The organism is Mycobacterium shinjukuense (assembly GCF_010730055.1).
Classification (GTDB): domain Bacteria; phylum Actinomycetota; class Actinomycetes; order Mycobacteriales; family Mycobacteriaceae; genus Mycobacterium; species Mycobacterium shinjukuense.
The window spans coordinates 2,292,687-2,305,659 of sequence record NZ_AP022575.1; the positions used below are offsets into that span (position 1 = coordinate 2,292,687).

General features: G+C 69.5%; 10 protein-coding genes and 1 pseudogene. 2 read left to right on the plus strand and 9 right to left on the minus strand.

Annotation, left to right across the window (positions count from 1 at the left end; all coding sequences use genetic code 11):
• Nucleotides 1–25: 25 nt before the first annotated feature.
• Complete coding sequence (locus tag G6N20_RS10205) at nucleotides 26–1,219, plus strand: TerC/Alx family metal homeostasis membrane protein (RefSeq protein WP_083046950.1); 1,194 nt, start codon at nucleotides 26–28, stop codon at nucleotides 1,217–1,219.
• On the opposite strand, the gene G6N20_RS10210 is transcribed toward G6N20_RS10205, so the two are convergent.
• From G6N20_RS10210 to G6N20_RS10240, 7 genes are all read right to left on the minus strand, one after another.
• Nucleotides 1,216–2,376 carry an acyl-CoA dehydrogenase family protein gene (locus tag G6N20_RS10210; protein WP_083046949.1) on the minus strand — a complete coding sequence of 387 codons (1,161 nt, stop codon included), beginning with the start codon at nucleotides 2,374–2,376 and terminating at the stop codon, nucleotides 1,216–1,218. The two genes, G6N20_RS10205 and G6N20_RS10210, sit on opposite strands and share 4 nt — an antisense overlap.
• A 108-nt stretch (nucleotides 2,377–2,484) precedes the next feature.
• Nucleotides 2,485–3,930: a GTPase HflX gene (gene hflX, locus G6N20_RS10215; protein ID WP_083046948.1), complete on the minus strand. Its 1,446-nt coding sequence runs from the start codon at nucleotides 3,928–3,930 to the stop codon at nucleotides 2,485–2,487.
• A 63-nt stretch (nucleotides 3,931–3,993) separates the two neighbouring features.
• Nucleotides 3,994–4,863: a diaminopimelate epimerase gene (gene dapF, locus G6N20_RS10220; protein ID WP_083047015.1), complete on the minus strand. Its 870-nt coding sequence runs from the start codon at nucleotides 4,861–4,863 to the stop codon at nucleotides 3,994–3,996.
• 70 nt (nucleotides 4,864–4,933) lie between these two features.
• Nucleotides 4,934–5,860: a tRNA (adenosine(37)-N6)-dimethylallyltransferase MiaA gene (gene miaA, locus G6N20_RS10225; protein ID WP_083046947.1), complete on the minus strand. Its 927-nt coding sequence runs from the start codon at nucleotides 5,858–5,860 to the stop codon at nucleotides 4,934–4,936.
• A complete protein-coding gene (locus G6N20_RS10230; protein ID WP_083046946.1) occupies nucleotides 5,857–6,552 on the minus strand; it encodes a class III extradiol ring-cleavage dioxygenase family protein in 696 nt (231 codons plus the stop codon). The genes miaA and G6N20_RS10230 overlap by 4 nt, the downstream gene beginning before the upstream one ends.
• Nucleotides 6,553–6,593: 41 nt before the next feature.
• Entirely contained in the window at nucleotides 6,594–7,583 is a 990-nt protein-coding gene (locus G6N20_RS10235) for a DMT family transporter (RefSeq protein ID WP_083046945.1), read from the minus strand.
• A 315-nt stretch (nucleotides 7,584–7,898) separates the two neighbouring features.
• On the minus strand, nucleotides 7,899–8,804 hold the full coding sequence (locus G6N20_RS10240) for a DMT family transporter (RefSeq protein WP_083046944.1): 906 nt from the start codon (nucleotides 8,802–8,804) through the stop codon (nucleotides 7,899–7,901).
• Between the two features lie 336 nt (nucleotides 8,805–9,140).
• Between G6N20_RS10240 and G6N20_RS10245 the strand changes: the two genes are divergently transcribed.
• Nucleotides 9,141–10,499: a DUF349 domain-containing protein gene (locus G6N20_RS10245; protein WP_083046943.1), complete on the plus strand. Its 1,359-nt coding sequence runs from the start codon at nucleotides 9,141–9,143 to the stop codon at nucleotides 10,497–10,499.
• Nucleotides 10,500–10,512: 13 nt separating this feature from the next.
• Here G6N20_RS10245 and G6N20_RS10250 read toward each other — a convergent pair.
• Together G6N20_RS10250 and miaB are read right to left on the minus strand one after the other, a co-directional pair.
• Nucleotides 10,513–11,128: pseudogene (locus G6N20_RS10250) on the minus strand (Rv2732c family membrane protein); the annotation flags it as partial.
• Nucleotides 11,116–12,666: a tRNA (N6-isopentenyl adenosine(37)-C2)-methylthiotransferase MiaB gene (gene miaB, locus G6N20_RS10255; protein ID WP_083046942.1), complete on the minus strand. Its 1,551-nt coding sequence runs from the start codon at nucleotides 12,664–12,666 to the stop codon at nucleotides 11,116–11,118. The pseudogene G6N20_RS10250 and the gene miaB, both read right to left, overlap by 13 nt.
• Nucleotides 12,667–12,973: the final 307 nt, after the last annotated feature.

Here is a 12,973-nt window from a genome sequence, read left to right on the forward strand (position 1 = left end):
CGCGGTGAGAGGAAGCTCGGCCGAGATGGGTGTTTCCGGACTTGTCTGGGCCCTGACCGTCGGCGTGATCGCCGGCCTGTTGCTGTTCGACTACGTCTTCCACGTACGCCAGACTCACGTGCCGACGCTACGCGAGGCCGCGATCTGGTCGGCGACCTACGTCGGGATCGCCATTGTGTTCGGGATCGGCGTATTCGTCTTGGGCAGCCCGGAGATGGCGACCGAATACTTCGCGGGCTACCTGAGCAACAAGGCGTTGTCGGTGGACAACCTGTTCGTCTTCGTGGTGATCATCAGCGGCTTCGGGGTGCCCCGGGTTGCCCAGCAGAAGGTGCTGTTGTTCGGTGTCGTGTTCGCGCTGGTCGCACGCACCGGACTCATCCTGCTCGGCGCGGCCCTCATCGAGAACTTCAACTGGGCGTTCTACCTGCTTGGTGTGGCGCTGTTGGCCATGGCGGGCAACCTGGTCACATCCGCAGAGACCGAAGGCCGCACCGCCGACAACGTCGTCATCCGGCTGGCCAACCGGTTGCTGCGAACCTCCCAGCACTACGACGGCGACCGTTTGTTCACCCGGGAGCGGGGCAAGCGGGTGATGACCCCGATGGTGCTGGTGATGATCGCCGTCGGTGGCAGCGACGTGCTGTTCGCGTTCGATTCGATGCCCGCGCTGTTCGGCCTGACCGAAAACGTCTACCTGGTGTTCGCCGCAACCGCGTTCTCGCTGTTGGGCCTGCGCCAGCTGTACTTCCTCATCGACAACATGCTGGATCGCCTGGTCTATCTGTCCTACGGGCTGGCGGCCATTCTTGGTTTCATCGGCGTCAAGCTGGTGCTGCAGGCGCTGCACGACAACAAGATTCCGTTCATCAATCGCGGCAAACCGGTCCCGATCGTGCCGATCAGCACCGCGACGTCGCTGGCGGCGATCGTGATCATCCTGCTGGGCACGACCGTGGTGTCGTTATGCTCGGCGCGCGGACGCAAGCACAACGCCGTCTCCCGGGCCCGTCGGCGCGCGCTGGAATATCTCGACCTCTGCTACCGCGGGGATGCCACCGAACGCGCGAAGATCTTCGACGCGCTGCGGGCCGCCGAACGCCGGCTCGACTCGCTTCCGGCGAAATTCCGTGCGGAAGTCGGCCAAGAACACGAGCTGAGGGCGCTGCTGCAGCGGGCTCACGACGCGCACCGGGCGCACGGTGGGACCGCGGGCTAAACGCCCAGGCTGCGGCCGACGATCTCCTTCATGATCTCGGTGGTGCCGCCGTAAATGGTCTGCACGCGCGAATCGAGGTAGGACCGCGCCACCGAGTACTCCCGCATGTAGCCGTACCCGCCGTGCAACTGCAGGCAGCGGTCGTTGAGGTAGACCTGCTTCTCGGTGGAATACCACTTGACCATGGCGGCCTGCTCGGCGGTCAGCTTGCCGTCCAGATGCAGCGCGATGAACTGGTCGACCATGATGCGCACCGCGGTCGCCTCGGTGGCCAGCTCGGCCAGCAAGAACCGGCTGTTCTGGAAGCTGCCGATCGGCCTACCGAAGGCCTGGCGCTCCTTGGTGTACTGCAGCGTCTGCTCCAGCACCGCCTCCATCCCCGCGGCCGCCATGATGGCGATCGAGATCCGTTCCTGCGGCAGGTTCTGCATCAGGTAGATGAACCCCATGCCCTCCTCGCCGAGCAGGTTTTCGACCGGAACCTCCACGTCGGTGAACGACAGCTCGGCGGTGTCCTGCGCGTCCAACCCGATCTTGTCCAGGTGGCGGCCGCGTTCGAAGCCCGGCATGCCGCGTTCGACGACCAGCAGCGAAAAGCCCTGCGCGCCCTTGTCCGGATCGGTCTGCGCCACCACGATCACCAGGTCTGAGTTGATCCCGTTGGTGATGAACGTCTTCGCCCCGTTCAGCAGGTAGTGATCACCGTGCCTGACCGCGCGGGTCTTGATGCCCTGCAGATCGCTGCCGGTGCCCGGTTCGGTCATCGCGATGGCGGTGATCAGTTCCCCGGTGCAGAACTTGGGTAGCCAACGCTGTTTTTGCTCTTCGTTGGCTAGGCCCAGCAGGTATGGCGCCACGATGTCGTTGTGCAACCCGAAGCCGATCCCGCTGTAGCGGCCCGCGCTGGTCTCCTCGGTGACGATCGCGTTGTACCGGAAATCGGGGTTACCCCCGCCGCCGTACTCCTCGGGCACCGCCATGCCGAGAAAGCCCTGCTTGCCGGCCTCCAGCCAGACCCCGCGGTCGACGATCTTGGCCTTCTCCCAGTCCTGGTGGTACGGCGCGACGTGGCGCTCCAGAAAGCTCCGGTAGGACTCGCGAAACAGGTCGTGCTCCGGTCCGAACAGCGTGCGCTGGTATTTGATGGCACTGCCCATGGATGACCTCCGGCGAAGAAACGTTGCCGCCCAAGATATACCAACCGGACGGTTGGTCGGCGGCGAATCGGGTCTGCCGCCGCCGCGGCTCGCTTCTGCGGCGCGGCCTTACCCGCGCGGTGCCGCCGAGAACTCCCGCAGGCTGGCGGCGAGCGCCACCGGAACCCGGGCCCTGATCCGGGTGCCGTCCCGGTTGTGCTCGGCCCTCTGCACCCGCCCGTCGGCGTGCACGCGGGCCACCAGATCGCCACGGTCGTACGGGATCAGCACGTCCACGGCGGCGTCGGTGGGAACGGCGAGCTCGGCCATCCGCCGGCGCAACGTGTCGATGCCGTTGCCGGTGCGGGCGGAGACGAATACCGCGCCGGGCAGCGCGTGCCGCAGCCTGGCCAACATCAGATCGCTGGCCACGTCGACCTTGTTCACCACCAGCAGCTCCTGCGGCGCGTCCGCGCCGTTGACCCCGTGGTCGGCGATCACCTCGGAGATCACCTGACGGACCGCGTCGATCTGGGCCAGCGGGTTGACGTCGGACGCGTCGACCACATGCACCAGCAGGTCGGCATCGACAACCTCCTCCAACGTGGAGCGAAACGCCTCGACCAACTGGGTGGGCAGGTGCCGCACAAACCCGACGGTGTCGGTGAGCACGAACGAACGGCCGTCCTCGAACTCCGCGCGCCGGGTGGTGGGCTCCAGGGTGGCGAACAACGCGTCCTCGACCAGCACCCCGGCCCCGGTCAGCGCGTTGAGCAGGCTGGACTTGCCCGCGTTGGTGTAGCCGACGATGGCGATCGACGGCATGTCGCTCTCCAGCCGGCGACTGCGCTGGGTGTCGCGCACCTGTTTCATCGCCTTGATCTCCCGCCGCAGCTTGGCCATCCGCTCACGGATGCGGCGCCGGTCGGTCTCGATCTTGGTCTCACCCGGTCCGCGCAGGCCCACCCCGCCACCGCTGCCGCCGGCGCGGCCACCGGCCTGCCGCGACATCGACTCGCCCCAGCCACGCAGCCGCGGCAGCATGTACTCCATCTGGGCCAGCGACACCTGGGCCTTGCCTTCCCTGCTGGTGGCATGCTGGGCAAAGATGTCCAGGATCAGCGCGGTACGGTCGATCACCTTGACCTTGACGGCCTTCTCCAGCGCGGTCAGCTGTGCCGGGGAGAGTTCGCCGTCACAGATGACGGTGTCGGCCCCGGTCGCCACCACCACGTCGCGGAGTTCGGCCGCCTTGCCCGAGCCGATGTAGGTCGACGGGTCGGGGCGGTCACGGCGCTGGATGAGCCCCTCGAGCACCTGGGAACCCGCGGTTTCGGCCAACGCGGCCAGCTCGGCCATGCTGGCCTGGTTGTCCGCCGCGCTGCCCTCGGTCCACACGCCCACCAAGACCACCCGCTCCAGCCGCAGCCGGCGGTATTCGACCTCGGAGACGTCGGCGAGCTCGGTGGACAGCCCGGCGACCCGGCGCAGCGCCGAGCGATCGTCGAGCGCGAGTTCCCCAACGCTCGGTGTGGAGTCTGAAGCGCCCGGGTCAGGCGAATCGGGATGTGTCATAGCCAGTATCCGATGGTGGCATGGCGCTGGAAGGCGCGCATCCGAATAATCTCCGTACCGCGATCACCCCGGCGCGTTCCACCAGTCGTCGCCGAGTTCGCCGCGGGCCACCAGCACCGACGGCCCCCGCAGGAAGCTGGTGGCATCGGTGACGGTGACCAGCACGTCGCCGCCCGGCACGCGCACCGTCAGCGCGCCGGTCTCTGCGCCCATGCCAGCCAACGCGGCGACCGCGGCCGCGACCGTTCCCGTGCCGCACGAGCGGGTTTCACCCACACCGCGTTCATGGACACGCATGCAGACCACCCCACCGCTCGGTGCCGTCAGCACCTCGATGTTGACACCGTCGGGAAACTGGGCATGGTCGAACTGCACCGGCGCCGCGACGTCCAGGGCCGCCAGGTCGTCACTATCCAGCAGGGGATCCACGCACGCCAGGTGCGGGTTGCCCACGTCGACGGCCACGCCGTGAAACCGCCTGCCGCCGACGACGGCCTCCCCAACGCCTACCCTGTTGGCCTTGCCCATGTCGACGGTGACGTCGGCGTGGGTCTGGTCGATGTGGTGCACGGTGACCGGTCGCGGTCCGGCCAGTGACCCCACGACGAACTCGTCACGCCGTTCCAAGCCGCTGGCGCGCAGGTAGTGGGCGAACACCCGAACACCGTTTCCGCACATCTGCGCGGTCGATCCGTCGGCGTTGCGGTAGTCCATATACCAGTCGTGGCTGCTCACACCGTCGGGTAACCGCTCGAGGACACCGGCGGTCAGGGCGGCACCCGCGGTGGTAAGCCGGAGCACCCCGTCGGCACCCAGCCCCCGCCGCCGGTCGCACAGCGCGGCAACCCGGCCTGGGGTGAGCCTCAGCTCGGCCTCGACGTCGGGCAGCAGCACGAAGTCATTCTCGGTGCCGTGGCCCTTGGCGAAGATCATGTGCGCCACTCCTCATGCCCGGCTCGAGCCGACCGCGTCGGCATCTTCGTCGTCGGCGCGGATCACCAGATCAGGATACGTGCCGCCAGGCCCGCACCGCGTCGTCGACAACGCGCTCCGCCGTGGCGTCCAGCCAACGCACCCGATGGTCCCGGCGGAACCAGGACCGCTGCCGACGCACATAGCGGCGGGTGCCCGCGTAGGTCTGCTCCCGCGCGGCGCGCAGCCGGTCGGCGCCGCCACCGGCGTCGAGCGCCGCGATCACCTGGGCATAGCCCAGCGCGCGTGCCGCGGTGACCCCGTCGCGCAGGCCCGCGCCCAGCAGCGTGCGCACCTCCGCAACCAGCCCGCCCTCGAACATGGCATCGGTGCGCCTCGCCAACCTTTCATCGAGAATCGTTGTCTCGCAATCCAACCCGACGATAACGGTGTCCCACCGGGCGACGCCGATGCGCGGCGCCGACGCGGTGAACGGCTGACCGGTGAGCTCGACCACCTCGAGCGCGCGCACCGTTCGCCGGCCGTCGCTGGGCAAGATGGCCGCCGCCGCGGCCGGGTCGCGGCGGGCCAGCTCGGCGTGCAACGCGCCCACCCCGATCTCGGCGAGCCGCCGCTCCCATCGGGCACGCACCGCCGGATCGGTCGCCGGAAACGACCAGTCGTCGAGCAGCGATTGGATGTAGAGCATCGAGCCGCCCACCACGATCGGCAGCGCGCCCCGGGCCGCGATCGCCTCGATGTCGGCGGCGGCGGCCCGCTGGTAGCGGGCGACGGTCGCGGTTTCGGTGACGTCGAGGACGTCGAGTTGATGATGGGCGATGCCGCGCCGCTGCGCGACGGGCAGCTTCGCGGTGCCGATGTCCATGCCGCGATAGAGCTGCATCGCGTCGGCGTTGACGATCTCCACGGTCACCTCGTCGGCAAGCCGCTCGGCGACGTCGAGCGCCAGCCGCGATTTGCCGGTGCCCGTCGGGCCGATGATCGCCAGCGGTCTCATGGCTGCCAGACCCCGGCGAAGTACCCCACACCGTAGGGCGCTCCCCGGTAGAGCTCCTTGGCCGATCGCGGCCCCGGCGCGGCAAGGCCCGCCAGCACCTGGAAGGCCACCCGGCCCAGAACCTGCCCGGGCAACCGGGTCAAGGCGGCGACGTCGCCGGCGGCCAGCGCGTCGTCGAGGGCCAGCTGCGGGCCGGCGCCGCGGGGGTCATATCCGCCGGGGGCGTCCGGTGTCAGGGTGTTCACGCCGTCGGCGACGACGAGCACACCGATCGGATCCGGGGACCGGTCGATCTCGACGCGCAGCCGCCCGCCCCGGGCCAGGGCCACGTCGCGCTCCTGGTCGCCGGCGTAGACGCGTACCTGTGCGCTGGCCTCGGGCCGGGCCTGGCCCCGCACCCAGGCCGCCAACAGCGCGCACAACGGCAGCTCCCGGGGCGGCGCCGGCCCGGCACGCGCCGGCGACGACAGCCGCACCCGCACGTCGGCGCCAAAACCCGCGAAGGTGCCGACGCCGTCGGGGCCTACCACCTCGTCCGCGTCGCCCACTCCTACGACGATCCAGCGCGGCGGCAGCAAGGCGGCCGCCGCCATCACCGCCAGGCTCAGCTCCGTCACCTCCGCGGCGGCCGCTCCGGCCAGTTCGGGAACAAGCACCGGCGCCGACGGAACGATTGCGATGGCGCTCAACACACCACCAAAACTAACGTCTCGGCAAGACGGCGCGTCCGCGGTCAGGACGCCGCGGAAGACTCCCGCGCCGGGCCGTCGGCCGCGGCGACAGCATCCCGGGACGGACCGACCCGTTCCCCCGGCGAGCTTCTCACCGGCCGGTCGATTTTCATCCGGTCGCGGCCGGCCTGGGCGACCATGGTGGCCGCCTCGCCGCGGGCTAGCGCCACGGTCGCGGTGATGACCACCGCGACGGCCGCGACCAGCACAACCGCCTCCGGGCCGGCCGCTTCCAGCGTCTCGTCGAGCACAGTGACCCCGAGCACCGTGGCCACCACGGGCTTGGCCACCGTCATCGTCGGCAACGAGGCGGTCAGCGCACCCGCGCGGAAGGCCGACTGCTGGAAAATCATCCCGGCCAAGGCAACCGCTACCCACGGATAGAACTCCGGCGCCCGCAGCACACCGGTGAAGCCCTCTTCGACCACCTGGACGACTCCCTTGGTCAGCACCGCGAACAGCGCCAGCGAGGAACCCGCCACCACTGCCAGCAGCACCGCCGCTTGCGGACGACCGGCATACACCCTCGCCGCCAGCACACACAACAGCAACGCCGGGCCCATCACCACCGCGACGATGATCCAGGTGTGCAGCGGCGCGCGTTGGTGCCCGGCCCTCGGGTCGCCGACGATGAGGACCACCGCCAACGCGCCGGCCAGCACGACCGCCCACATCCACTCCCAGCGGGTGATCCGGTGATGGGCAAGCCGGGCGTAGATCGGCAGGGCGAACAGCAGCGCGGTGACCTGAAGCGCGGTCACCAGCATCACCGACGCCAGGGACAGCGCCAGCGCCTGCAGGCTGTAATTGAGCACGGCCGCCATCCCACCCAACCACCACCGGGTGTCGCGCAACGACAGGCCGAACAGCGTCAGGTGGCCGACCTGTTTGTCGGTGATCTCCTGGGCGGAACGCTGACGGACCACGTCGCCGATCGCGGATGCCAGCGCCGCGCACAGCGCGATCAGCACGGCGATCTCAACCTTGGACATCGACGACCCTCTCGACTTCGCAGCTCGCCCACCAGCGTTCCCCCGGCGGCTGGATGTCCACCTGCTGTTAGCTGGCAGTTCATTGACAACTCTAAGGCGCCGCACATGCCCGATCGGCTCGACGCCGCTGCGCGTGTCGGTCGGCCATGCCCTGGAGACGCCAACCCTCATGCCGCCGAGTCATGTCAACGACTTCGGCCACGGTAGCGGGCCGGTGGGCCGGTGGGGTCCGCACACGCCGAACTCGACGGCGGCGGCGCTTGATTGCCCTGCCTCGCCCGCCGCGCGGGCGCCCGAATCGTTATCGAACCCCCGCTACGGCACCGCGAGCTGGCCGGCGGCCCTGATTGTGCTGGCGGGTGGCGCCGCCATCATTTCGACCTCGTCGCGGGCCAGCGCCACGGTCGCCGCCACCACCACCGCCACCGCGGCCACCAACGCGACCACCGCCACGTCACCGGTGTGCAACACCTCGTCGAGCACGGTAATGCCCAGCACCGACGCGATCACCGGCCGGGCCACGGTGATCGTCGGCAGTGAGGCGGTCAGCGCGCCGGCGCGCAGCGACGATTGCTGCAGCATCAGCCCGATCGGCAGGACCAGCAGCCACGCGTAAAACTCCGCGGTCCGCAGCATCGGCGCAAATCCCATGCCGATTGCGGCCACCACGCCCTTGGTCAGCACGGTGAACACCGCCAGCGTTGCCGCCGACGCCAGCGCCAGCAGCACCGCGGACAGCGGACCGGAAGCGATCCGCGCCCCCACCACACAGGCCAGCACGGCCGGAATCATCACCACGGCAACCACCGCCCAGGTCGACAGCGGGGCCCGCGCATGGCCGGCGGTCGGGTCGCCGGCCATCACGATGACGGCCACCCCACCGGCCAGCAACACCGCCCACATCCACTCCTTGGCGGTGCAGCGGTGGTGGGTAAGCCGGGAGTCGATCGGCAACGCGAAGAGCAGCGCCGTGGCCTGCACCGCCTGCACCAACACCACCGAACCCATCGTCAGCGCGATCGCTTGCAGGGCGAAACTGCCCAGGGCCGCGACACTGCCCAGCCACCACTGGGCGTGCCGCAATGACAGATGGAACAGCGTGAAGTGGCCGACGTCTTCGGTGGTGACCTGCTGAGCGGACCGCTGCAGGATGACGTACCCGATCCCGGCCAGCAGCGCGGCACCCAGCGCCAGCACGGTCGCGATCCCGACGTTGCCCATGCGTGACCTCCCACGGACACCCGGCAGCTGTCAAAACTCGGGTTGAGCAGTTGTTAAATTACTCGTGTTCGGATGAGCACCACAGACCAAACTTTTCGCGTGGTGGTTGCCGCGGCGGTGGTGGCGCACGGCGGGTCGGTCGGGGCGGCACGTCAGCGGCGAAGCCAACGGCACGGCCACCGGGGCGGGTGAAGGTGGCCGCACAGCTCCCGCCAAGCTGCTTCAATACTGTTGGGACCGGTGAGCAGAGCAAGCCGGTATCGGTGCCGCTGCGCGCGGCAGGTGCGCGGGAAATCGACCGCGCGAAGGGTTCCACAAGGGGTAGGTGACGAGCGCATGACGGCTGACGAGCCCGGTAGCGACGAATCGCCGGTATCGGGGCCGGTGCCGGGACCGGTGTCAGGGCCGGCGCCACGTCCGGGACCGCGTCCTGGTCCCCGACCGATGCCACGACCCCCCTTCCACCCGGTGGCGGCGCCGCCGCGCTCCGATCCGCACCAGTTCGGACGTGTCGACGATGACGGGACGGTGTGGTTGATCAGCGCGGCCGGCGAACGCGTGGTCGGATCCTGGCAGGCCGGCGACCCCGAAGCGGCGTTTGCCTATTTCGGTCGCCGATTCGATGACCTGGCCACCGAGGCCACCCTGATGGAAGAACGGCTCGCGTCCGGGACCGGCGATCCCCGCAAGATCAAAGCCAACGCCATCGCGCTGGCCGAATCGCTGTCCACGGCCTGCGTGCTGGGCGATGTGGACGCGCTCGCGGACCGGTTGGCCGACATCCGTGCGCGCGCCGAGGTCATCGTGGCCGCGGATCGCTCCAGACGCGACGAGCATCGGGCCGCCCAGACCGCCCGCAAAGAGGCGCTGGCCGCCGAGGCCGAGGACCTGGCCGCCAACTCGACGCACTGGAAGATGGCCGGCGACCGGCTGCGGGCCATCCTCGACGAATGGAAGACGATCGGCGGCCTGGACCGCAAGGTCGACGACGCCCTGTGGAAGCGCTACTCGGCGGCCCGGGACACCTTCAACCGGCGGCGAGGATCTCACTTCGCCGAACTGGACCGGGAGCGATCGGGCATCCGGCAGTCCAAGGAGCGGCTCTGCGCGCGGGCCGAAGAGCTGTCCGGATCGACCGATTGGGCGGCCACCAGCGCGGAATTCCGCAAGCTGCTCACCGAATGGAAAGCGGCCGGTCGGGCGAGCAAGGATGTCGACGACGCGCTGTGGCGCCGGTTCAAAGCCGCGCAGGACGCCTTCTTCACCGCGCGCAATGCCGCCACCGCGGAAAAGGACGCGGAGTTGCGGGCCAATGCCGCGGCCAAGGAGGAGCTGCTGGCCGAAGCGGAGAAGCTCGACACCAGCAATCACGACGCCGCCAGGGCGGCGCTGCGCTCGATCGCCGAGAAGTGGGAGGCGATCGGCAGGGTTCCGCGGGAGCGGTCCGCCGAGCTGGAGCGGCGGTTGCGCGCGGTCGAGAAGAAAGTGCGCGACGCCTGCGAATCCGATTGGGCCGACCCGCAGGCCCAAGCCCGTGCCGAGCAATTTCGCATCCGGGCCGAACAGTTCGAGCGGCAAGCCGCAAAGGCCACCGCCGCCGGCCGCACCAAGGAGGCCGAAGAGGCCAGGGCCAGCGCCGAGCAGTGGCGGCAGTGGGCTGAGGCGGCCGCCGACGCGCTGACCCGCCGACCCTAACGGTCGTCGGTGCTCGCGGCGCCGCCCGGTTCGGGGTTGTGGGGTTCGTCGGGACTGTCCAGGGTGTCCAACAGCGTCTTGGGCTGTCGCTGGGCGGCGACGCGGCGACGCTGCTCCTCAGCGGCGAGCTGGACGAGGGTGCGCTGCCACACCACCCGGGCCCAGTGAAAGGTCAACACGATCACGGTGATCCACGAGACGAAGAGCCCGACCCCGGGACCGGGATGACCCGCGGCCACCGTCTGACGTGACCAGACGGCCAACAGCCCGGTGCCGCCGGCCAGCGCCGAACCCGTCAACGCCACCCAGGCCAGTGCCCAACGCCGGGTCATCAGCGCCAGCATCGAAAAGCCCACGCCGAACACCAGCGCCAACCAGGTGAAGACCCGCGAGGGTAGGGCCACCGCGGCCGCGCCGGCGCCGTTGCTGCCGAACAGCACGTCCCAGCCCCGCACGGTGCCGGTGTGCGGCAGGATGAACGATCCCAGCAGCACGCAAACCAGCACCGCCACCACCAAAGCCCTGGCGCCGGGATCGATCTCACGGGCGACGCGGCGCTCCGCGGCCTCGATTTCCGACCGATAGGCTTCGAAATCCGCCACGATGTGCTCTCCGTTCACTGACCGCATCCGGCGGGGCATCCGACGGCGTGCGCAGCGCCGACGGGCCGTCCGATGCCCGGCATTCCCAAGCCGACACCGCGCTGCCCGGCACGGTATGCGTCCCCGGCGCGGGTGCGGCGGTGGGTCAGCACGCCGGCGTCGGCGATCAGATGGTGCGGCGCGGCGCCGGTGACCGCCGTGGTGATGACGTCACCGGGACGCACCCGCTGTTCGCCGGCCGTGAAGTGCACCAGGCGACCGTCGCGCGCCCGCCCGCTCATTCGCGCGGTGGCGGTGTCCTTGCGTCCCTCGCCGGTGGCCACCAGCACCTCGACGGTGTGCCCGACCAGGGCGCGGTTGGCCTCCAGGGAGATTCGTTCCTGCAGCGCGACGAGGCGTTCATAGCGTTCCTGCACAACGGCTTTCGGCAGTTGTCCGTCGAATTTGGCGGCCGGTGTCCCGGGCCGTTTGGAGTATTGGAAGGTGAATGCGGCCGCGAAGCGGGCCTGCCGCACCACGTCCAGGGTGGCCTCGAAGTCCTTTTCGGTCTCCCCGGGGAAGCCCACGATCAGGTCGGTGGTGATGGCGGCGTGCGGCATGGCCGCCCGCACCCGCTTGATGATGCCGAGATAGCGCTCGGCGCGGTAGGACCGCCGCATCGCGCGCAGCACCCGGTCGGATCCGGACTGTAGCGGCATGTGCAGCGCGGGGCAGACGTTGGGCGTCTGCGCCATCGCGTCGATGACGTCGTCGGTGAACTCGGCCGGGTGCGGGGAGGTGAACCGCACCCGCTCCAGCCCGTCGATGCGTCCGCAGGCCCGCAGCAGCTCGGCGAAAGCGCCCCGGTTGCGGGGCAATTCGGGGTCGGCGAAGGAGACCCCGTAGGAGTTGACGTTTTGGCCCAGCAGGGTGACTTCGAGCACACCGGCATCCACCAGTGACCGGACCTCGGCCAGGATGTCGGCCGGAGCACGATCGACCTCTTTGCCCCGCAACGACGGAACGATGCAGAAGGTGCAGCTGTTGTTACAGCCCACGGAGATGGAAACCCAAGCGGCATAAGCAGATTCGCGTGCGCTGGGCAGCGACGACGGAAACTGCTGCAGCGCTTCGGCGATTTCGATCTGGGCAACCTTGTTGTGCCGGGCCCGCTCCAGCAACGTGGGCAGCGACCCGATGTTGTGGGTGCCGAAGACGACGTCGACCCACGGCGCCCTGCGCAGCACGGCGTCGCGGTCCTTTTGAGCCAGGCAGCCACCGACGGCGATCTGCATGTCCGGATTGCTGCGCTTGCGGGGGGCCAAGTGGCTGAGGTTGCCGTACAGCTTGTTGTCGGCGTTCTCGCGGACCGCGCAGGTGTTGAACACCACCACATCGGCCTCGGCGCCCTCGGCCGCCCGCCGGTAGCCCGCCGCTTCCAGCAGGCCCGCCAGCCGCTCGGAGTCGTGGACGTTCATCTGGCAGCCGAAGGTGCGGACCCGATAGGTGCGCGCCGATGCCCGCCGCGCGGGCGCGGCGGCGCCGTCGCCGGTCACGCCCGCGGCCGCGGCGTCTTGCGCCACCATCGAAGTCACGGGGCCATGGTACGGCGACCGGGGGGTGCGCGGCTCATCGGAGGGGATCGCCTCCACGGGCCTTATGGTGTTTCGCGGTATGGTCTTGCTCGGCCAGGCGTTGTCCTGCTGCCCGACGGCTAGGGCGGCGGGGACGCCCTGGACACGGTGGCCGATCGTGGTGGTTTCACTGCACACCAGCTCGATGAGGTCCGCGACGCACGAGGGGTAATCGCGTCATCACCGACACTGTGGCTCGCTTGCCTCTGAAACATCGCTTATGCCACGCCCCTGCGGACACGTTTCACCATCGGCGTGC